The following is a 19,991-nucleotide window of genomic DNA, read 5'->3' as shown; positions in this document are numbered from 1 at the left end:
CTTAGGCGGCCTGGTCGATGAGGTCGAATGCGGCGGGCAGGTCGTCCGGCGTCTTGATCGCGACGGACGGTACACCCTTCAGGCCGCGCTTCGCGAGACCGACGAGGGCGCCGGCCGGGGCGACCTCGATGATCCCCGTGACGCCGGCCGCCTGGAACGATTCCATGCAGAGGTCCCAGCGCACGGGCGAGGAGACCTGACCGACCAGCAGGTCGACGAAAGCGGCACCGCTGGTGACGCGCGAACCGTCGTTGTTCGTCCAGATCGGCAGCGTCGGGTCGGAAGTGGCGAGCGTCGAGGCGAACTCCCGGAGGTGCGCGACGGCGGGCTCCATGTAGCGGGTGTGGAAGGCACCGGCGACCTGAAGCGGGATCACCCGGGCGCGCGCCGGCGGGTTCTCGCTCAACTTCGCGAGCCCCTCGAGTGAGCCTGCGACCACGATCTGGCCGCCGCCGTTGTAGTTGGCGGGGGAGAGCCCGTACTCGTCGAGCTTCGCGAGCAGTTCCGTCTCGTCGGCGCCGATGACGGCGCTCATCCCGGTCGGGGTCTCGGCGGCAGCGCGTGCCATGGCCGCACCCCGTTCGCGCACGAACGCGACGGCGTCGTTCTCGCTCAGGATGCCAGCGCCGGCGGCGGCGGTCAGCTCGCCGACCGAGTGCCCGGCGATGCCGCCGACGGGGTCGCGGCGGCCGTCGGCGAACAGAGCGGACAGGGTGAGGAGCCCGGCCGAGACGATCAGGGGCTGCGCGACGGCGGTGTCCTTGATGGTGTCGGCGTCACTGGTGGTTCCGTGGGCGATGAGGTCGATGCCGACGGAGTCCGAGATGGCGCCCAGCTGGTCGCGGAACGACGACTCCGTGAGCCAGGGGTCGAGGAATCCGGGGGTCTGGGAGCCCTGCCCAGGGCACACGATGACAATCACGAGTTCTAGTCTGCCAATCCTCCGCTGAGCGGATGTGTCGAACGGGTACGAAGTATTCCGGAATGCTTGTGCGGATGTCTACTAACCGATGTCCGCTGGGAGACGGCGTCAGGGGCGGCGTGGCGCATCCGGCTCGTTGATGGAGCCGACGATCAGCGCCGCCTGCAGGATGAGCGCCTCGCGGGCGCCGGTGGCGTCCCAGCCGATCACTTCCGAGACGCGCTTGAGACGGTACCGCACGGTGTTCGGGTGGACGAACAGCTCCCTGGCGGTCGCCTCGAGGGAGCGGCCGTTGTCGAGGTAGCACCACAGGGTGGTGAGCAGCTCGGTCGAGTGCGCCTGCAACGGGCGGTAGATGCGGTTGATCAGTGTCGCCCTGGCGAGGCCGTCACCGGCCAGCGCCCGCTCGGGGAGCAGATCGTCGGCGTGCACCGGGCGCGGGCAGTTGCGCCAGGCCTTCGCCACGGCGAAGCCGGCCAGCGCCGCCTTCGCGCTCTTGGACGCGTCGACCAGGCTCGGCACCTCGTGCCCGAGCACCAGGTGGCCGGCGCCGAAGCCCGGCTCCAGCTGGGTGGCGATCTCGAGGAAGCTCACGATGGGGGAGGCGCCGACGGTCTCGCCGTACTGTTCCTCCGGCGTGGCGTTGCTCGGCCATGCCCGGCCGATCACGAGCACGAGCCGGCTGCCCTGCACCCCGATCAGCACATCCGCCGACATGTGCCGCGCCGTGCGGCGCAGCTGGTCGACGTCGAGCATCTTGGGCGCCGTTCCGACCAGCACGCTGACCTCGCCGTGACCGTGCCATCCGAGCGCCGCGATGCGGCTGGGCAGCTCGTCGTCGTACTCGCCGGTCAGGATGCTGTCGACCACGAGCGCTTCGAGGCGCGCGTCCCAGAGGCCCCTGGCCTCCGCGGCGCGGGCGTAGACGTCCGCGGCACCGAAGGCGATCTCCCGCGAGTAGAGCAGGATCGCCTCGCGCAACGGCTCGCTGCCGTGCTTGACGCGGTCCTCCACGACCTCCACCGTCACCTTGATGAGCTGCAGCGTCTGCTGCAGGCTCACCGAGCGCAGGAGCTCGCGGGGTGCAGCGCCGAACACGTCGGCGGCGATCCACGGCGTCGACCGCGGGTCGTCGAACCACGAGATGAACGACGAGATGCCGGCCTGGGCGACCAACCCCACCGCGGACCGCCGCCCAGGGGGCATGTCGCGGTACCACGGCAGGGTGTCTTCGAGTCGCTTGAGCGTAGCGGTGGCCAGCTCACCCGAGATCTTGCGCAGCCAGGTGAGCGTCTCCGCTTTCGTCATCTCCGCCGGCTTCTTCGGCACAGGTGTCTTCGGCACGGTGGTGCGTTCGCGCGTCAGCTCTCGCCGCCGGCGGTTCCGGTGGTGCCCGCGTTCACGTCGTGCAGCAGGTACTTCTCGATCGCCCGGGCGGGGGCATCCGCGTCGACCTGGCCGCGAGCGGCGAGCAGTTCGAGGGTGCGGACGACCATCGAAGGGCCGTCGATCTTGAAGAACCGGCGCGCAGCGGCGCGAGTGTCCGAGAAGCCGAAGCCGTCGGCGCCGAGCGTCGCGAACTCGCCGGGCACGAACTGACGGATCTGGTCGGGCACCGCGTGCATGTAGTCCGTCACGGCGACGAACGGGCCTTCTGCGCCCTCCAGCTTGCGGGTGACGTACGGCACCTGCGTGTCCTGCTGCGGGTAGAGGAAGTTGTGCTCCTCGGCCGCGAGGCCGTCGCGACGCAGCTCGGACCACGAGGTCACCGACCAGACATCGGCCGAGACACCCCAGTCCTGCGCGAGCAGGTGCTGCGCCTCGAGCGCCCACGGCACGGAGACACCCGACGCGAGCAGCTGCGCCTTCGGTCCGACGACGTCGTTCCCGCGGAGCTTGTAGATGCCGCGGACGATCCCGTCGACGTCGACGCCCTCCGGCTCGGCCGGCTGCACGATCGGCTCGTTGTAGACCGTCAGGTAGTACATGACGTTCGGGTTCGGGTGCGACTCGCCGTACATCCGCTCGAGACCGTTGCGCACGATGTGCCCGATCTCATAGCCGTAGGCCGGGTCGTACGAGACGACGGCCGGATTCGTCGCCGACAGCACGAGGGAGTGCCCGTCAGCGTGCTGCAGTCCCTCGCCCGTGAGCGTGGTGCGGCCTGCGGTCGCGCCGATCATGAAGCCGCGGGCCATCTGGTCCCCGGCGGCCCAGATGGCGTCACCGGTGCGCTGGAAGCCGAACATCGAGTAGAAGACGTACACAGGGATGAGCGGCTCGCCCTGCGTGGCGTACGACGTGCCGACGTTGGTGAACGCAGCGAGCGCTCCCGCCTCGTTGATGCCGACGTGGATGATCTGGCCCTGCGGGCTCTCCTTGTAGGCCAGGAGCAGCTCGCGGTCGACCGACGTGTAGTGCTGGCCGTTCGGGTTGTAGATCTTGGCGTTCGGGAAGAACGCGTCCATGCCGAACGTGCGCGCCTCATCCGGGATGATCGGCACGATGCGGTGACCGAAGTCCTTCGAGCGCAGCAGGTCCTTGAGCAGCCGGACGAACGCCATGGTGGTGGCGATCTCCTGCGTGCCCGAGCCCTTCTTGGCGATGGCGTAGGCCGAGTCGTCAGGCAGGTTCAGCTGCGTGTACTTGGTGCGGCGCTCCGGCACGTAACCGCCGAGGGCGCGACGCCGGTCGTGCAGGTACTGGATGGCCTCGTCGTCCGGACCCGGGTTGTAGTACGGCGGGAGGTACGGGTTCTCCTCGAGCTGAGCATCCGATACCGGGATGCGCATCGCGTCGCGGAAGGTCTTGAGGTTGTCTAGCGTCATCTTCTTCATCTGGTGGGTCGCGTTGCGGCCCTCGAAGCTCGGACCCAGGCCGTAGCCCTTGATGGTCTTGGCGATGATGACGGTGGGCTGGCCCTTGTGCTCGACAGCGGCCTTGAACGCGGCGTAGACCTTGCGGTAGTCGTGACCGCCGCGCTTGAGGTTCCAGACCTGGTCGTCGGAGTAGTCCTTGACGAGCTCCAGGGTGCGCGGGTCGCGACCGAAGAAGTTCTCGCGCACGTAGGCGCCGTTCTCCGTCTTGTAGGTCTGGTAGTCGCCGTCCGGCGTCTGGTTCATCAGGTTGACGAGCGCGCCGTCGGCGTCGCGGGCGAGCAGGTCGTCCCACTCGCGGCCCCAGATGACCTTGATGACGTTCCAGCCGGCGCCGCGGAAGTAGCTCTCCAGCTCCTGGATGATCTTGCCGTTGCCGCGCACCGGGCCGTCGAGGCGCTGGAGGTTGGCGTTGATGACGAACGTGAGGTTGTCGAGCTTCTCGTTCGCCGCCACCTGCAGCTGACCGCGGCTCTCGACCTCGTCCATCTCGCCGTCGCCGAGGAAGGCCCAGACGTGCTGGTCGCTCGCGTCTTTGATGCCGCGGTTGGTGAGGTACTGGTTGAGCTGCGCCTGGTAGATCGCGTTGATCGGGCCGAGACCCATCGACACGGTCGGGAACTGCCAGAACTCCGGCATGAGGCGCGGGTGCGGGTACGACGAGAGACCGCCGCCCGCGTGCGACTTCTCCTGGCGGAACCCGTCGAGCTGGTCTGCACTGAGGCGACCCTCGAGGAAGGCGCGGGCGTAGGTGCCGGGGGAGGCGTGGCCCTGGATGAAGATCTGGTCTCCGCCGCCCGGGTGGTCCTGGCCGCGGAAGAAGTGGTTGAAGCCGACCTCGTACAGCGCTGCGCTCGACGCGTAGGTCGAGATGTGGCCGCCGACAGCGATGCCGGGGCGCTGAGCACGGTGCACCAGGATGGCCGCGTTCCAGCGGATCCAGGCGCGGTACCGGCGCTCGATGTCCTCGTCGCCGGGGAACTCCGGCTCGTTCTCGGGCGAGATGGTGTTGATGTAGTCCGTCGTCGGGACCATCGGAACACCGAGGTGCAGTTCTTTGGAGCGCTTGAGCAGGCTCAGCATGATTTCACGAGCGCGCTCGTGTCCATGGGCCGCAACCAGTGCGTCGAGGGATTCCTGCCATTCGGCGGTCTCCTCCGGGTCCGAATCGATGTGATTCACCGAGTACGGGTCCTGGTCGTTTACAGTCACCCTCGACCTCTTTCTTGTGTCGGATAGATCGTGTGAGGCGCCGGACGCTGTCGGGTTACGACAACCGCGAAGGCACCATCCGCAAGCCTAGCCTCACTGAGACGCAGGTGTTGACAGCCACCTTGGTCTTGCCTCGCGGGAGGTCTAAGCTGTGTCCTCGTGCGCCGAATCAGGATCGAGCATCCCGGCGCTGAAAGGAACACACCATGGCTCTGGAGAACGACACCCAGGCACCCGACTTCGAGCTCCTCAACCAGTTCGGCGAGAGCATCCGGCTGAGCGACTACCGCGGAAAGCGCGCCGTCGCGCTCGTCTTCTTCCCGCTCGCGTTCTCGGGAACCTGCACCGGGGAGCTCTGCGCACTTCGCGACAACCTCGCTCTGTTCAAGGACCACGCGGTGGAGCTGATCGGCATCTCGGTCGACTCGAAGTTCACCCTGCGCGCGTGGGCGGAGCAGGAGGGCTACGACTTCACGCTGCTCGCTGATTTCTGGCCGCACGGCCAGATCGCTAAGGAGTACGGCGTGTTCCTGCAGGAGAAGGGCTTCGCGAACCGCGCGACGTTCGTCATCGACGAGTCCGGCATCATCAGGGCGTCGTTCATCACCGCTCCCGGCGAGGCCAGGTCGCTCGAGGCGTACCGCGCCGCACTGGAGCTGCTGCCCGCGCACGTCGGCTGACCCCGGTAAGCTGGACGGACCGCTTCGGCAGTCTTTCGCCGCTTCCGCGGCATCAGGGCCTTTAGCTCAGCTGGTAGAGCGCCACGTTTACACCGTGGATGTCGTCGGTTCGATCCCGGCAGGGCCCACCACTACTCCACCTCGCACCGCTTCGGCGCTTCACCGCTGGCTCGCCCGGAGCAGCACACTGCCGACCGCATCCCAGAACGCGACCCGCGCCTTCTCCGTGGCTTGAGCAGCCGCACCCTCCGGCAGTGCGATGGGGAGGCCCGGCGGCACCGTCATCGCGTGCACCGACCGGGGTGCGCGGATCACCTGATCGCCGACGCGAGCGCCGCGGGCGCGCAGAGCCGCATCCATCCACGCGCACGCGTTCGGCAAGACCTCGTCGCGACCGGCGCAGGCAAACACCGCTGATCCATCGATGGCCGCCAGCGGGAACACCCGCGACTGATCGATGCGCGAGGCGCTCCTCTGGCACAGGGTGCGTTCGCCGTTCTCGGACACCGGGGGCACGGCCGCCCCACGCATGCACAATGGCGCCGTGGCGCCACCGGCGGCGAACACGCCCTCGATGCGATCGTTGAACCTGGTCGCCGCCCAGAGCGCAAGCTGCGCCGACTGCGACGTGCCGTAGGTGAAGATCCGGGTCGAGTCCACCTCCGGCCGACGGTCGAGCCAGTCCAGCACGGCGGCCACCGTGGTGGCCTCGATCACGTTGGCCGTCTGCACGCCGGTGAAGGCGCGCCGCACCGGGAGTACGAAGACCGCGGCGCCGAACTGCGTCAGCAGCGGTGCGATGTAGTCGGACGAGCCGCCAACAGCCGGATCGTCGAACACGATGACGACGGGCCCCTGCGGTCGCTCCGCAGAGCGGGCCTGGAAGTACGCGCCGACCGGGATCACCCCTCCGATCGAGAGCTGCGGCGGATGCTCCTCGCCGGCAGCAGCGGCGGCCTGCTCGATGTCGAGGGATCCGACCGTCATCGGGTCGGCGTTCGCGCCCGGCCCGTCGAGCGAGAACGCACGGCTCGCCACGACGCGCCCTCCGTCTCGGGCCTCCAGCACCACCGACACGGTCGAACGCATCCAGAGCGGCATCAGCTCCGAGGGATCGACAGCCGGACCGCGCAGCGACCAGAACAGCCCAGCGGAGTCCGCTTCGGTGAAGGCGGCCTGCTGCGGCCGTGCGGTGGCCAGGTCGACCGTGCCCGACGGCGGCACCGTGTACGTCGCGGCCGAATGCCAGCGGCCGAACTCCGACCGCATCGACACCGAGAGGCGCAGGCGCCTTCCCGGCTCGACCCCGGTGAGCACCAGGGGAACCGGCCACAGGATGGTCGTGTAGTGGATGAGCGGGGGCGTGACGAAGCGCGGGCCGGCGCCGGTGCCCGCGCGCGTCGTGCATCCGGCGAGCGCGGCGGCAGCGATCAGGCCGCAGGCGACGAGGAACGCCGCCCGCTGGGTGAGCCGCTGCCATCGCATGGCTTCGCCGTCATCCTCACGGGCCGCCCGACACCGGGTGGACGTTCTCACGGACGGAGATCATGCAGCTCACTCCTCAGCGCACCTGCCGGGAACCAGAACTGACGATCAGCGTGCGGCTCTCCCGACACGTGATGCTGTCCTCAGTATGACCCCGGGGTGCCCGGCACGAAAGGTGCCGTCGCGGCCTACCGCGGCCGTCGTCACCAGCGGATAATCGCAGATATGCCGGGCTCAGCAGCGGTGCTCAATGCGCTGGCGGACGGCCGTACAGCCTTCGCCGAACGCCGGTGGGAGGACGCTTTCGGTCTTCTTGCCATCGCCGACCGGGAACGCCCTCTCGGTATCGGCGATCTCGAGCGTTACGCGCGGAGCGCCTCGCTGACGGCCCGCGACGACGAGGCGTTCGCGCTCTTGGAGCGCGGGTACGTGCAATGCCTCGACGAGGGCGACGAACTGCGCGCGGCGAACTGCGCCTTCTGGATCGGCTTCCGTCTCTCGTCGCTGGGGGAGCGGCCGCGAGCGGAGGCATGGCTGTGGCGCGCCTCCGACCTCGCCGACCGGCTGGGCGACTGCGCGGTGAGCGGTTACGTGAAGATCCCGCAGATCCATCGCGAACTGCTGAAGCGCCGGCCCGATGCCGCGCATCTCCTCGCGGTCGAGGCGGCGGCATGCGGCGACCGGTTCGGCGAGGCCGACCTCTCCGCCCTCGCCCGGCAACTCGACGGCCGCGCGCTGATCGAGCTGGGTCAGGTCGATGCAGGCATCCGGATGCTCGACGAAGCGATGCTCGTGGCCACCACCGGCCCCGTCTCCGAGCTCGGGCGCGGCCTCGTCTACTGCGCGGTCATCGGATGCTGCCAACGTGTCCTGGCCGTCGACCGCGCCAGGGAGTGGTCGGCCGTGCTCGACGACTGGTGCCGGTCCCAGACGCAGCTCGGCATCTTCAACGGCACCTGCCGCGTGCACCGGGCGGAGCTGCTGGAGTTCGGCGGCGACTGGCCCGCCGCCCTGGCCGAGGCGGGACTCGTGACATCGGGCATGAAGGTCGAGAGACGTGAACGTGCCGCTGCGACGTACGAAGAGGCGGAGATCCACCGGCTGCGCGGTGAGCGAGCCGACGCGCAGTCGCTCTACGAGTCCGCCGCTGCGCTCGGCGCCGATCCGCAACCCGGACTCGCGCTGCTGCACCTGCAGTATGACGACCTCGAGCACGCGATGGGAGGCATCCGTCGTGCGCTCGGCACGTCGTCGAGCCCTCTGGGGCGCGTCCGATTCCTCCCGGCCTTCGTCGAGATCGCTCTCGCGACCGGCGACCGGACCGACGCAGGCGACGCGACCGAGGCCGTGGATGAGCTCGAACGGATCGCGGCCGCCTACGACACACCCGTGCTGGGCGCGCTGGCGGCGGAGGCCCGCGGCCGGCTGCTGCTGGCGTCGGAGCGGGCCGGGTTCATCCCGCGCGCTGTGGCGGCGCTGTCGACCGCGCTCGAGGCCTGGCTCGAACTCGACGCTCCGTATCGCGCGGCCCGGGTGCGCGTGGTGCTCGCCGACGGATTCGATCGGCTCGGCGACGACGAGGGCGCTCACCTGCACCGGCAGGCGGCCGCGGCAGTATTCGCCGCACTCGGCGCCGCACCCGGCCGCGAGCGGCGCACCGGCGACCACGCGGACACCGCATCGCGTGGCCCGCTCAGCGACCGCGAGTTGCAGGTGCTGCGGCTGGCGACGACCGGCTTGACGAACAAGGAGATCGCCACCGAGCTCGTACTCAGCAGGCGCACGGTCGACCGTCACATGAGCAACATCCTGGCCCGGCTCGGCGTGCCGTCCCGTGCCGCGGCGACCGCCTATGCCTACGAGCACGGCCTGGTCGCGGGCTGACGCCACGCCGGAGGGTGTGCTCGGGCACACGGAGCGCTCAACGGGACTGGGTACGAATACCCAGCGTGCCGCCGACGCCTGGAGCATTGTGCCGAAGCGTCGACCGGAGGTGCGTGCCTACCGTTCAGACATGAACAGCACCCAGCACGTCGACACCCTCGTCATCGGCGGCGGCCAGGCCGGACTCGCCGTCTCCTACCAGCTGCAGCAGCGGGGCATCCCGCATCTGGTGCTCGACGCGGCGCCGCACATCGGCGATGCGTGGCGCACCCGCTGGGACAGCCTCCGGCTGTTCACCCCCGCGCGCTACGACGGGCTCGACGGGATGCCGTTCCCCGGCCCGCCCGACGCCTGGCCGACCAAAGACCAAATGGCCGACTACCTGGCGTCGTACGCCGAGCGCTTCCATCTGCCCGTCGAGAGCGGGCGCCGCGTCGACGCGCTCCGTGCCGCGCCCGACGGCGACGGGTACCTCGTCGTGTCCGGCGACGAGTCCTTCCAGGCGCGTTGCGTGGTCGTCGCGATGTCGAACTACCAGGTGCCTCGGATTCCGGCGTTCGCGGACGACCTGAGCCAGGGCATCCGGCAGCTGCACGCCGCCGACTACCGCAACCCGGAGCAATTGCTCCCCGGAACGGTGCTGCTCGTGGGGGCAGGCAACTCCGGCGCCGAGATCGCCAAAGACCTCGCCGCCACGCATCCCGTCGTCGTCGCCGGCCCGAGCACGGGGGAGGTTCCCGGCTCGGCGACGAGCTTCGTGAGCACACACATCGTCGTGCACGTGCTCAACCGGGTGGTGTTCCCGCGCATCATGTCCGTCGATACACCGATCGGCCGCCGCGCCCGACCACGCATCATGAGCAAAGGGGTGCCCCTGATCCGGGTGAAGTCGCGTGAGCTCGCGCGACTGGGGGTGCGCCGCGCGGGACGCGTGACGGGCGTCGACCATGGGCGTCCCGTGGTGGACGGCGAGCCGCTCGAGGTCGCCGACGTCGTCTGGTGCACCGGCTTCAGTGCGGGTTTCGACTGGATCCGGCTGCCCGTGCTCGACGCGACGGGGGAGCCGCGGCACGACCGCGGCGTCGTCCCTGGCGCGCCGGGGCTCTACTTCGTCGGACTCCACTTCCTCACCTCGATGTCGTCGGCGATGGTGCACGGGGTCGGCCGGGACGCGGCACGGATCGCCGACCTCGTGGCCGCCTCGTCGCCGCGGGAGTCCGCGCGGCCCTCACCTGCTCACGCCGTCGCGCGCACGGCCGGCCGGTGACACCGGGTGACGGTGGTCGCGCGTAGCCTGGCCCGAGCGCGACCGCAGCGGGCGGCCGCTCGATCGGAGAGGTGCCGTGCCGGAGAGCGTCGAGCAGTGGTGGGCGCGCCGGCAGTGGACCAAGGCGCTCGACACCCCCTACGTGATCGGCCAGTACCGCGCGGAGTGGGAGCGCTATCCGGTGCTGATCCGCCAGTACCACCCGGACCTCAATCACGGGGTGGTGCTCACCCAGATCCCACCGGCCGCCGACGTCTATCTCGTCTGGGAGTGCGACGCCGGTCATCGTTTCGTCGCGACACCCGCGGAGCAGCGAGCGCGGCCGGCTGGCTCCCGCCGTCGGTCGACCTGGTGCCCCGAGTGCACCGCGCTGGCGACCGCACGCCGGGTGGTCACCCCGTCTCCGGATGCCGGCACGTACGTCTGCGGCCACGCACGTGATCCACGCTGGATCGAGAACGACCCGGATGACGACCGCTGCTATCTCTGCCGCCGCCTGGACAGGGAGACGCTGACCCGCGAGCAGCTCGTCACCATGGCCACACCCCGCTCGCGCGTCGAGGTCTCGCAGGCGACGAACACCGGCGGCCGCTTCGCCTGGCAGTGCGAGCACGGGCATCCGTCGTACGAGGCGACGATCGAGAAGATCCTCGGCGGCCGCCGCTGCCCGGTGTGCCGTCACGCGCGCGCCGGCGCCGATGCGGTGCCGGTCGGCGATGCGTTCGTGAGCCGCTGGGCGCCGGCGCCGGCCTCCGCGGCCGAGCCGGAGCTCCGTCGCCGCCTCGGCGAGCGCCTCGAGGTCGACCTCGGGAACAACGCCGTGCGCGTCGCCCGTCCGTTCTTCTCCCACCTCGAGGTGTGGCCCGACATCATCATCCCCGAGCTCCGTGTCGCGATCGAGTACGACACCACCGGGCGCGACGGACTCGAGCACGTCGGACGCCGCGAGGACACGGATAAGCGCAAGGACCGGCTGCTGCGCGGGGTCGGCTGGGAGGTGGTGCGCATCCGGTGCGGCAAGCTGCGCCCGATCGGGCCTTTCGATCTCACCGCCTCCGGCGTGACAAACGCGCTCGTCGACCGCATCGTCGACCGGCTGGGCGAGATCCGCGGCGAGCTCATCGTCGGCGCCTATCGCCGCTGAATTCTGCACTCGTGCAGCGCGATCGGCCGTGAGTACTCTGAGACCAGATCCGTTCACGAGGAGGAGAGCATCATGGTTTCACGGTTGAATCCCTACCTGAACTTCCGCAATTCCGCTCGGGAGGCGATGACTTTCTATCAGTCGGTCTTCGGTGGCGAACTCACGACGTCGACCTTCGCCGAGTTCAACGTCAGCACCGATCCGGCCGAGGCCGACCTGATCATGCACTCGCAGCTGGAGACCGACGCCGGCTACACGCTGATGGCCGCGGATGTTCCCGCGCACATGGAGTTCTCGCCGGGTTCGGCCATCTCGGTGTCACTGAGCGGCGACGACGAGGCTCAGCTCACCGGCTACTGGGAGAAGCTGATCGACGGCGGCACGGTGCTCGAGCCGCTTTCGAAGGCGCCCTGGGGCGACAGCTTCGGCATGGCGGTCGACCGCTTCGGCATCCAGTGGCTGGTCAACATCGCAGGCACACCGCAGGGGTGATCCGCTCTGACCGACGCGTCCGTCTCCCCGGTGCTGGCCGGGGTCTATCCCGGCCAGTCGGTCGCCGTCGTGCTCGAAGCGGCCACGCTGGCGAAGGAGCTGCACCGGCCGCTCCTCTGCGCCTACGTCGCGATCGACACCTACCTCGCCGACTGGGAGAGCGGGGACCGGCGCAACGCCGAGTCCCTGTATCCCGGCGATCTGGGACCGGCGGATGACAGGATCGCGTTGGATCTCGCCGCTTCGATCGCGCAGACCCTGAACCGCATGGAGCCGCTCGAACACGGTTGGTCCCTGCGGGTGCTCGCGGGCGACCCGGGCCACGTGCTGAAGATCGCCGCCGACGAGGTGGCTGCCCGCCTGATCGTGGTCGGCACGCACGGCTCTGGCGCGGCGCACGTGGTCGAGGCGTGGCTGTCCGGCTCGGTCGCTGCGCACCTGAGCCGCGCGACGACCCGACCCGTCGTCGTGGTCCCGGTCGCCCACGAGGAACGGGGCGCGGAGAAGCTCGGTCGATCACCCGTGTGACGACCTGTGCCGTGGGACTCAGGTGAGGTGCTGGGCGATGAACGCCAGCTGGTCCGGCGCGACGCGGCGCCAATACGCGCTGTCGTGGCCACCGGCCGTGAACCCTCCCGCCGGTTTCGGCGAGAGACTGTCCGCGTAGTCGCGGGCGGCCTCGTAGAAACCGTCCCCAGTACCGCAGTCGATCCGCACGGGAATGCCGGCGAGTTCGTGCTGCCGCCCGAACACCGTGTTCGCCGCGAAGTCGGCCGCGTCGTCGAAGGCTCCGCGTGCGGTCTCACCGGCGTGGTGCCAGAGCGCTGGGCTCTCGGCGGACACGGCGGCCACTTTCGACGGTCCGAGTCGTCCGGCCAGCCGCAGCGCGCCATAGCCGCCCATCGACCATCCCATCAGCCCGATCCGGTCCGTCGCCAGACCCTGCGCCGCGAGGAGGGGCACGAACTCGTCGGTCACCATCGCGCCGGCGTCCTCTCCGCTCGCGCGGCGATGCCAGTAGGTGTTGCCTCCATCGACTGCGGCGACCGCGAACGGTGCCGCACCGCGCTGCACTGCCTGGGCGAGGAAGCGGTCAAGGCCTTGGCCCGATCCGAACGACGACCGGTGATCGCCCGAATAGCCGTGCAGCACGACGAGCACGGGGAGGGCATCTCCTACGCTCGATCCCGGCGGGTAGCTCACTGCCCACCCGCACTCGACGCCGAGCCGGGCCGCCGACCGGAACGAGCCCGAGATCATCGGTCCCGGGGCTACCGACGGGATGGTCCCCACAGCGCCGTCGAGCCCGAAGACCCTGTTGAAGGTGGAGCGACCGGGCAGCAGGCGGTTCTCGATCGCGATCGGCACGCCGACGCCGGTGGCGACCACCGCGGCCGCTGCGACCCCGCCGATCACGAGCGCCCGCCGCGAGATCCGGCGGCGATCCGGCTGCTCTGCCTGCTCGGACCCTTTTCTCATCGCGTTCTCTCCGTCATCCAGGGGGCCGCCACAGCCTACGACGGGCATCCGCTGCCGGGCCGCAAGAACGCCGGGCAGGGCCATAATCGTGGCATGACCGACGACGCCGCGAAGCTCTGGGACGGCTACGCCGACGTCTTCGACGACAGCGCCGATCACGGTCTGCGCGATCCTCTCGTGCGGGCGGCCTGGGAGCGTCTCCTCCTGCCGCTCCTTCCCAGCTCGCCCGCAGTCATCGCCGATCTCGGATGCGGCACGGGAAGCCTGTCCGTGCTCATCGCCTCCAGCGGGCACGAGGTCCTCGGGCTCGACATCTCCGGCCGGATGCTCGAGATCGCACGCGGCAAGGCCCGTCGCGCCGGTGTCGCCGTCGACTTCGTCCAGGGTGACGCCGCCGACCCGCCGCTGGTCGCCGCCATGTTCGACGTCATCGTGGAGCGCCACGTCCTCTGGTCGTTTGACGATCCGGATGCCGTCCTCGATCACTGGACACGCCTCCTCCGGCCGGGCGGTCGGATGATCCTGATCGAGGGATCGTGGTCGACGGGATCCGGCATGACGGCGGAGGAGTGCCGATCGCTCGTACTGCGACATCGCGAGGGGGCCGCAGTGCGCGAACTCTCGTCCGATGCGGCGTTGTGGGGCGGCGCGGTCGGCGACGAGCGTTTCCTCCTGGTCAGCGACCGCTGAGCAGCAGACCTTCTCCCGCGCCGCGCCGCGGAGTAGCGTGCCCGGCGATGGCTCTCGACCCCGCTCTGCAGGACTGGCTGCTCGACACCGACCCGGCGTTGCGCTGGCAGGTCGAGCGCGATCTGATCGGCGCTCCCCGCGACGAATGGGAGGCGACCCGCTCCCGGATCGCAACCGAGGGGTTCGGGGCGGACCTGCTCGCGCTTCAGGATCCGGACGGTCAGTGGGCGGGAGGCGCGTTCTTCCCGAAGGACTTCGACTTCGACGGCCCGGAGGCCGCCGAAGGCGCCGGCCAACCGTGGACCGCTACCACCTGGAGTCTCAACGCCTTGCGCGACTGGGGGCTCGACCCCGCTGCCCTCGCCGGCACGGCGGAACTGCTCGACGCGAACAGCCGGTGGGAGTACGACGGCTCCCCGTACTGGCGCGGCGAGGTCGACTGCTGCATCAACGCCTACACACTGGCGAGCGGCGTGTGGCTCGGCGCGGACGTCTGCGGGATCGCGCAGTGGTTCCTCGAACATCGCATGAGCGACGGCGGCTGGAACTGCGAGTGGGTCGAGGGCTCGACCCGCTCCTCGTTCCATTCCACGCTGAATGTGCTGCTCGCGCTGCTGTACGTCGAGCAGGCGACGGGCGGGAGCGACGAACTGCGCGCGGCGAGGCATGCGGGGGAGGAGTACCTCCTCGAACGCCGGCTGATGCGACGGCTGAGCACAGACGAACCGGTCGGTCCGTGGGTGACGCGCTTCGCGTACCCGTTCCGCGCTCCGTTCAGCGTGCTCAAAGCGACCGACTACTTCCGGGCGGCCGCTCTGCACGACGGGGTGCCACCGGATGCTCGGCTCGGCGACGCCATCGAGGCGGTCCGCGCCGCGCGACGACCCGACGGAACCTGGTTGCAGGAGCACCGGTATCCGGGTCGATCCTGGTTCGACGTCGACGTGCCGCCGGGGCTCCCGTCGCCGTGGCTGACCTTCTTCGGCACCCGCGTGCTGCGGTGGTGGGACGGAGCCGCGGCCTAGGCGCTGCCCTTGGCCCGCGGGTGGAACACGCCGCGATGGATCTCGCGCACCCGCGCGTGACCGGGCGAGTCCGGGTCGTCGACGATCGGCTCGTCGGCCATGAACGACCGGATGACGTGAGCGAGTTCGCCGGGATGGCTGAAGTTGATCGCGTGCGCCGCCCCTTCGATCGTGACGAGCAGCACGTGGTTGTCGGTGCGGCTCGCGATCTCCTTGACCCGCGCGGGCCCCGGCATCAGCGGATCCCTGTCGCCGATCACCACCAGCGTCGGGATGCGCAAGGCGAGCAGCCGTTCGAGCGACGGATACTGCGTGAGCGCTCTGAACATCCGGACCGTGCTGGGGACGCCGAAACGCAGGTAGTCGGGGGTGGCGACCCGGACCATCCTGCGCGGCTCGCGCGTTCCGTCTCTGGTGAGCTGTCCGATCGCCCGGCGCAGTGGTTGGTTCTGCACGCCGCCGGCGGGCGAGACGAGGATGGCGCGCTCCAGCCGCTCAGGGTAGTGATAGGCGAACTCGCAGATCACGGGGCAGCCCATCGAGTTCCCGACCAGCGTGACCTTGTCGATCCCGCGATCGTCGAGGAAACGCGCCGCCGCGTGCGCGAGGTCGGGGACGTCGAGCGGAACATCCACCTTGTCGCTGCGACCGAACCCCGGCAGGTCGGGAACGAGCGTGTGGAACTCGTCGCGCAGGAGTTCGGCCGTCGGGAGCAGGTATCTGCCGGAGAGACCGAAACCGTGGACGTGCATCATCACGGGGGCATCCGGAGGCGCGGGGGACTCGCGGTAGAAGACGTCGATGCCGTCGATCGTCGTCCACCGCTCGGCCAGCGCCGATGCCGGCCGTCGGGGAAGCTTGCGTGTCTGTTCGCCGGATCCGCTCGATCCGCCCGACCCTCGTGGAGATGTCACCCGAGCCACACACCCAGTGTGCGCCCGATGCCGGCGCTCCTCGTCACCCTCGCCGGATGATCTCAGCCATCGGCGCCGGACATGCGAAAGGAGAGGGTATCCACTTCCCTCTCCACTTTCAATTTATAGCCGAGTGGGGGGCTTGCGGCAAGACCCGGGTCATGGCGCAGACTAGTCGGCCGAGGCGGAGAGCAGCATGAGGGGAGTCGCTGAATGGGCGTGGTGTCGACGGTGTACGGGCCGGATGAGAGTGATTCGACAAGCGGCGGAATGGGGCCCGGCGAGGACGTGACCAACAGCGCCTTCGACCTGCCGGCACGATTGGCCGCGAAAGCCGACCCGCGGCTGATCGCCGACGATGAGCGGCACTTCGCGACCATTCAGGCGAGCCTCGATCAGACGATCGCCGAGCTCAGCGCGCACCTCGAGGCGCAGCTCGCGGCACCAGGGGGCCCCGGTCAGGCCGCGATGGACCGCGACATCGAGATCCACCGGGTGACGGCGCGACTGCGGTCGCTCCGTCGATACGGACTGGATCTGTGCCTCGGTCGCATCGTGCCGGACGACGGTGGCGAACCCGTGTACATCGGGCGCTTCGGCCTGACGGACAGCGCAGGAGGCCGCCTCCTTCGCGACTGGCGGTCACCGGCCGCCGAGCCGTTCTTCGGCGCGACGCACGGTGATCCGATGGGGCTGGCGAGCCGTCGCCGCTACCGCTGGACGCACGGCAGAGTCAGCGACTACTGGGACGAGGTGTTCGATCCCGACGGCTTCGCAGACAACGCCGCGCTCGACGATCAGTCGGCGTTCATCGCGAGCCTCGGCAGCAGTCGCTCACCCCGGATGCGTGACGTGCTCGGCACGATCCAGGCCGACCAGGATGCGATCATCCGTGCAGGATCCCGCGGCGCCCTCGTCGTCGACGGCGGCCCCGGCACCGGCAAGACCGTGGTCGCCCTCCACCGTGCCGCCTACCTGCTGTACGCGGATCCGCACATCGCTCGCGGCTCGGGCGGCGTGCTGTTCGTCGGCCCGCACCAGGCGTATCTGGCCTATGTGGACGACGTGCTCCCGAGCCTGGGGGAGGACAGCGTGCAGGTCTGCACACTCCGCGATCTGGTCGCCGAGGGAGCCGATGCGACCACGGAAGCCGACCCAGCAGTGGCCGCTCGGAAGGCATCCGCCGATCCGGTGCGACTGATCGACGCCGCGGTGCGGTACTACGAGCAGCCGCCGGCCGCCGGGATGATCGTCGAGACGCCCTGGGCGGACCTGCCGCTCAGCCGCGCCGAGTGGGCCGAGGCCTTCGACGCGGCCGACCCCGGCGCCCCGCACAACGAGGCTCGCGACCAGGTGTGGGAGGCGCTGCTCGACATCCTGATCGATCAGCTCGACGATGAGGAGGTCCCCCCGCACGTCGCGCGCAGGGCCCTCCTGCAGAACGAACAGCTGACCGGAACCTTCGCACGGGCGTGGCCACTCCTCGACCCGGCCGGCGTCGTCGGGGACCTCTGGACGGTGCCCGCGTATCTGCGTCCGCTCCCTGGCTCGGCGCCGACGAGCTCCGGATGCTCCAGCGGCCGGATCCCTGCGCCTGGACTGGGTCCGACCTGCCCTACCTCGACGCTGCGCGCCGGCGCATCGGCGATCCTGAGGCGGCGCGACGCACGCGGCAGCGGGACGCCGCGATCGCGGCATCCCGCGAGCAGATGGCGCAGGTCGTCGAGCACCTCATCGAATCCGACGACAGCGAGATGCAGGTGATGTCGATGCTGCGACGTCCGGATGCGCAGAACAGCCTGGTCGATGAGTCCGCGTTGCCGAGCGCCGACCCGGATCTGCTGGCGGGCCCGTTCGCGCACATCGTCGTCGACGAGGCCCAGGAGCTCACCGATGCCGAGTGGCAGATGCTGCTGAGCCGCTGCCCGTCGCGCAGTTTCACCATCGTCGGGGACCGCGCTCAGGCGCGGCACGGGTTCAGGGAGACGTGGGAAGAGCGTCTCGGGCGGGTCGGGCTCGGCCAGGTCACGACGGCGTCGCTCACCATCAACTACCGCACACCGGAGGAGGTCATGGTCGAGGCGGAGCCGGTCATCCGGTCCGTGCTGCCGGACGCGAACGTGCCGACGTCCGTGCGGACGAGCGGTGTTCCGGTGCAGCACGGCGCCGTGGCAGAGCTGCCGTCGATTCTGGATGCGTGGCTCGACGAGCATCCGGAGGGGATCGCCGCCGTCATCGGCAGCGTCGCCGCCGGGGTCGAGGTGGGCGTCGATGTTGTGCGGGGGAGGAGCCGCACGCGGCTGCTGACACCGGAACTGTCGAAGGGACTCGAATTCGACCTGGTCGTGCTCATCGACCCGGAGTCGTTCGGCACGGGCATCGAAGGGGCGGTCGACCGCTATGTGGCGATGACACGGGCGACCCAGCGGCTCGTGATCCTCACCTCATCGCAGGTGGAGGAGCCGCTGTCGGTTCAGTGAACCGGACAGATGCTGGACGCGCCGGCCGCCGTGCTGCTATCGTCCAGGGGTCCGTGACGAGCTCGAGGAGGTGGAACCCATGATCGCAGTATCCATGGGGTGCTTCCCGTCTCTGCCACGGGTGGCCGGCTGACGCAGGTCGTCGCCGGGAGCGCCTCGTTCAGGCACTCCCGAAAGGCAACAGCCATGCACTTCACTTCTGAGACGTCGGCCGACGGCGTCATCGAACGCACCTTCGCACTGGATGACGTCACCGGCGTCGTCTGGTCGCCCGCATCCGCCACCGATCCCGCACCCCTGGTGCTGATGGGTCACGGCGGCGGGCTGCACAAGTTCGCAACGGCGCTCGTCGCCCGCGCTCGCTACTACGTCACAACCTGCGGGTACGCCGTCGCGTCCATCGACGCGCCCGGTCACGGCGAGCGCCCTCGCTCCGCCGAGGACCAGGCCCAGGTCTCCCGGATGCTCGACGCCCGGGCATCCGGCCGGTCGATCGACGCGATCGTGACCGCCTACAACGCCTCACTGGCCGAGCGGGCTGTTCCGGAATGGCAGGCGACGCTCGACGCCCTCCAGACCGTGCCCGAGATCCGTAGCGGTGGTCCGGTCGCCTACACCGGCATGACGCTCGCCTCGGCGATCGGCCTGCCGCTGGCCGCCGTCGAACCCCGCATCACCGCCGCCGTCTTCGGCGGGGTGCTCGTCTACGACGCGCTGCTCGACGCCGCGCGCCGGATCACCATCCCGATCCAATTCCTGCTGCCATGGGACGACGCGGAGATCTCACGCGGCTCGGGCTTCGAGCTGTTCGATGCCTTCGCCTCGCCGGAGAAGACCCTCCACGCCAACCCGGGCGGTCACCACCAGGTGCCGTGGTTAGAGACGGAGGACTCGGCGCACTTCCTCACAAGGCACCTCGGTCGTGGGCGGCCGTCGGACGAGCCGACACCGGAAGGGCCGGTGGTACGCTGACCGCGCCATCCGAACGATGAAGGAGCGGACTGTGGGAGTGACAGGTATCGGCGGACTCTTCTTCCGGAGCCAAAATCCGGACGCGCGGGCGGCGTGGTACCGCGAGCATCTCGGGATCGAGGCGGGCCATGCGGACATCTGGCAGCAGCAGGCGGGCATGACCGTCTTCGCTCCGTTCCCCGCCGACTCCGATTACTTCTCGGCAGAGCAGCCGTTCATGCTGAACCTGCGGGTCACCGAGCTGGATGCTCTGGCCGAGAAGCTCGAGGCGGAGGGCATCGCCGTCGAGCGTCGCCCGGAGTGGACCACGGAGTACGGAGACTTCGCCCGCATCCACGACCCGGAGGGGCTGCCGATCGAGCTGTGGGAGCCACCATCGGGGCCGGGCCCTCGCTGAGCGATTCAGCGGGCCCCGGCTCCGAGCCGGGATAAATCTCTCACTAGGTGTCCGATCCGGGTGGGTCCGTTC

General features: G+C 69.7%; 16 protein-coding genes, 1 tRNA gene and 1 pseudogene. 12 read left to right on the top strand and 6 right to left on the bottom strand.

The genetic code is table 11. The annotated features are described in order from the left end of the window. Position 1 precedes the first annotated feature (1 nt). The 3 genes from AC1DB1_RS07105 to aceE all read right to left on the bottom strand — a co-directional run bounded on the left by AC1DB1_RS07105 (position 2) and on the right by aceE (position 5,010). Positions 2-922, bottom strand: a complete 921-nt coding sequence (locus tag AC1DB1_RS07105) for an ACP S-malonyltransferase (protein ID WP_477200269.1) — start codon at positions 920-922, stop codon at positions 2-4. A 108-nt stretch (positions 923-1,030) separates the two neighbouring features. After that, complete coding sequence (locus tag AC1DB1_RS07100) at positions 1,031-2,230, bottom strand: PucR family transcriptional regulator (RefSeq protein WP_271178942.1); 1,200 nt, start codon at positions 2,228-2,230, stop codon at positions 1,031-1,033. Between the two features lie 53 nt (positions 2,231-2,283). Continuing rightward, positions 2,284-5,010 (bottom strand): pyruvate dehydrogenase (acetyl-transferring), homodimeric type, encoded by a 2,727-nt coding sequence (aceE, locus tag AC1DB1_RS07095; RefSeq protein WP_477200268.1) that lies wholly within the window; start codon positions 5,008-5,010, stop codon positions 2,284-2,286. Between the two features lie 206 nt (positions 5,011-5,216). Here aceE and AC1DB1_RS07090 point away from each other — a divergent pair, with 206 nt between their 5' ends. Together AC1DB1_RS07090 and AC1DB1_RS07085 are read left to right on the top strand one after the other, a co-directional pair. After that, entirely contained in the window at positions 5,217-5,690 is a 474-nt protein-coding gene (locus tag AC1DB1_RS07090) for a peroxiredoxin (RefSeq protein ID WP_271178628.1), read from the top strand. 55 nt (positions 5,691-5,745) lie between these two features. Continuing rightward, positions 5,746-5,821, top strand: a tRNA-Val gene (locus tag AC1DB1_RS07085). Positions 5,822-5,849: 28 nt separating this feature from the next. Here the strand turns inward: AC1DB1_RS07085 and AC1DB1_RS07080 are convergent. Then, complete coding sequence (locus AC1DB1_RS07080; protein WP_477200267.1) at positions 5,850-7,175, bottom strand: acyl-CoA thioesterase/BAAT N-terminal domain-containing protein; 1,326 nt, start codon at positions 7,173-7,175, stop codon at positions 5,850-5,852. 225 nt (positions 7,176-7,400) lie between these two features. Here AC1DB1_RS07080 and AC1DB1_RS07075 point away from each other — a divergent pair, with 225 nt between their 5' ends. From AC1DB1_RS07075 to AC1DB1_RS07055, 5 genes are all read left to right on the top strand, one after another. Further along, a complete protein-coding gene (locus AC1DB1_RS07075) occupies positions 7,401-9,059 on the top strand; it encodes a LuxR C-terminal-related transcriptional regulator (RefSeq protein WP_477200266.1) in 1,659 nt (552 codons plus the stop codon). A 130-nt stretch (positions 9,060-9,189) separates the two neighbouring features. Beyond that, entirely contained in the window at positions 9,190-10,326 is a 1,137-nt protein-coding gene (locus tag AC1DB1_RS07070) for a flavin-containing monooxygenase (protein WP_477200265.1), read from the top strand. A gap of 76 nt (positions 10,327-10,402) precedes the next feature. Beyond that, the gene (locus AC1DB1_RS07065; RefSeq protein WP_477200264.1) at positions 10,403-11,470 is read left to right on the top strand and encodes a hypothetical protein; all 1,068 of its coding nucleotides are present in this window, start codon (positions 10,403-10,405) and stop codon (positions 11,468-11,470) included. 72 nt (positions 11,471-11,542) lie between these two features. Further along, the gene (locus tag AC1DB1_RS07060) at positions 11,543-11,962 is read left to right on the top strand and encodes a VOC family protein (RefSeq protein WP_271178633.1); all 420 of its coding nucleotides are present in this window, start codon (positions 11,543-11,545) and stop codon (positions 11,960-11,962) included. 30 nt (positions 11,963-11,992) lie between these two features. Then, positions 11,993-12,490, top strand: a complete 498-nt coding sequence (locus AC1DB1_RS07055) for a universal stress protein (RefSeq protein ID WP_271178634.1) — start codon at positions 11,993-11,995, stop codon at positions 12,488-12,490. Positions 12,491-12,508: 18 nt separating this feature from the next. On the opposite strand, the gene AC1DB1_RS07050 is transcribed toward AC1DB1_RS07055, so the two are convergent. Then, positions 12,509-13,441: an alpha/beta hydrolase gene (locus tag AC1DB1_RS07050; RefSeq protein WP_477200263.1), complete on the bottom strand. Its 933-nt coding sequence runs from the start codon at positions 13,439-13,441 to the stop codon at positions 12,509-12,511. A gap of 93 nt (positions 13,442-13,534) precedes the next feature. On the opposite strand from AC1DB1_RS07050, the gene AC1DB1_RS07045 reads away from it, so the two are divergent. Both AC1DB1_RS07045 and AC1DB1_RS07040 read left to right on the top strand, forming a co-directional pair. After that, positions 13,535-14,131, top strand: coding sequence for a class I SAM-dependent methyltransferase (locus tag AC1DB1_RS07045; protein WP_477200262.1), 597 nt, complete (start codon positions 13,535-13,537; stop codon positions 14,129-14,131). Between the two features lie 47 nt (positions 14,132-14,178). Then, positions 14,179-15,156, top strand: coding sequence for a prenyltransferase/squalene oxidase repeat-containing protein (locus AC1DB1_RS07040; RefSeq protein ID WP_477200261.1), 978 nt, complete (start codon positions 14,179-14,181; stop codon positions 15,154-15,156). Here AC1DB1_RS07040 and AC1DB1_RS07035 read toward each other — a convergent pair. Continuing rightward, positions 15,153-16,070 carry an alpha/beta fold hydrolase gene (locus AC1DB1_RS07035; RefSeq protein WP_477200260.1) on the bottom strand — a complete coding sequence of 306 codons (918 nt, stop codon included), beginning with the start codon at positions 16,068-16,070 and terminating at the stop codon, positions 15,153-15,155. The genes AC1DB1_RS07040 and AC1DB1_RS07035 overlap by 4 nt on opposite strands. Before the next feature lie 270 nt (positions 16,071-16,340). On the opposite strand from AC1DB1_RS07035, the pseudogene helR reads away from it, so the two are divergent. The 3 genes and pseudogenes from helR (at position 16,341) to AC1DB1_RS07020 (ending at position 19,919) form a co-directional block, all read left to right on the top strand. Then, a pseudogene (gene helR, locus AC1DB1_RS07030) lies at positions 16,341-18,550 on the top strand (RNA polymerase recycling motor ATPase HelR). Positions 18,551-18,736: 186 nt separating this feature from the next. Further along, complete coding sequence (locus AC1DB1_RS07025; protein WP_477200259.1) at positions 18,737-19,522, top strand: dienelactone hydrolase family protein; 786 nt, start codon at positions 18,737-18,739, stop codon at positions 19,520-19,522. A 31-nt stretch (positions 19,523-19,553) separates the two neighbouring features. After that, positions 19,554-19,919 carry a VOC family protein gene (locus AC1DB1_RS07020; protein ID WP_477200258.1) on the top strand — a complete coding sequence of 122 codons (366 nt, stop codon included), beginning with the start codon at positions 19,554-19,556 and terminating at the stop codon, positions 19,917-19,919. The last annotated feature ends 72 nt before the right edge of the window (positions 19,920-19,991 follow it).

This window comes from Leifsonia sp. 10N434 (assembly GCF_056394405.1).
This window is presented reverse-complemented; position numbering and strand designations above follow the sequence as displayed.

Excerpts from the sequence above, each read along its gene's own strand:
- AC1DB1_RS07070 (WP_477200265.1), top strand. The coding sequence starts at position 9,190 with ATGAACAGCACCCAGCACGTCGACACCCTCGTCATCGGCGGCGGCCAG.
- AC1DB1_RS07090 (WP_271178628.1), top strand. The coding sequence starts at position 5,217 with ATGGCTCTGGAGAACGACACCCAGGCACCCGACTTCGAGCTCCTCAAC.
- AC1DB1_RS07100 (WP_271178942.1), bottom strand. The coding sequence starts at position 2,230 with ATGACGAAAGCGGAGACGCTCACCTGGCTGCGCAAGATCTCGGGTGAG.
- AC1DB1_RS07060 (WP_271178633.1), top strand. The coding sequence starts at position 11,543 with ATGGTTTCACGGTTGAATCCCTACCTGAACTTCCGCAATTCCGCTCGG.
- AC1DB1_RS07025 (WP_477200259.1), top strand. The coding sequence starts at position 18,737 with ATGCACTTCACTTCTGAGACGTCGGCCGACGGCGTCATCGAACGCACC.
- AC1DB1_RS07050 (WP_477200263.1), bottom strand. The coding sequence starts at position 13,441 with ATGAGAAAAGGGTCCGAGCAGGCAGAGCAGCCGGATCGCCGCCGGATC.
- AC1DB1_RS07075 (WP_477200266.1), top strand. The coding sequence starts at position 7,401 with ATGCCGGGCTCAGCAGCGGTGCTCAATGCGCTGGCGGACGGCCGTACA.
- AC1DB1_RS07080 (WP_477200267.1), bottom strand. The coding sequence starts at position 7,175 with ATGCGATGGCAGCGGCTCACCCAGCGGGCGGCGTTCCTCGTCGCCTGC.
- AC1DB1_RS07045 (WP_477200262.1), top strand. The coding sequence starts at position 13,535 with ATGACCGACGACGCCGCGAAGCTCTGGGACGGCTACGCCGACGTCTTC.
- AC1DB1_RS07040 (WP_477200261.1), top strand. The coding sequence starts at position 14,179 with ATGGCTCTCGACCCCGCTCTGCAGGACTGGCTGCTCGACACCGACCCG.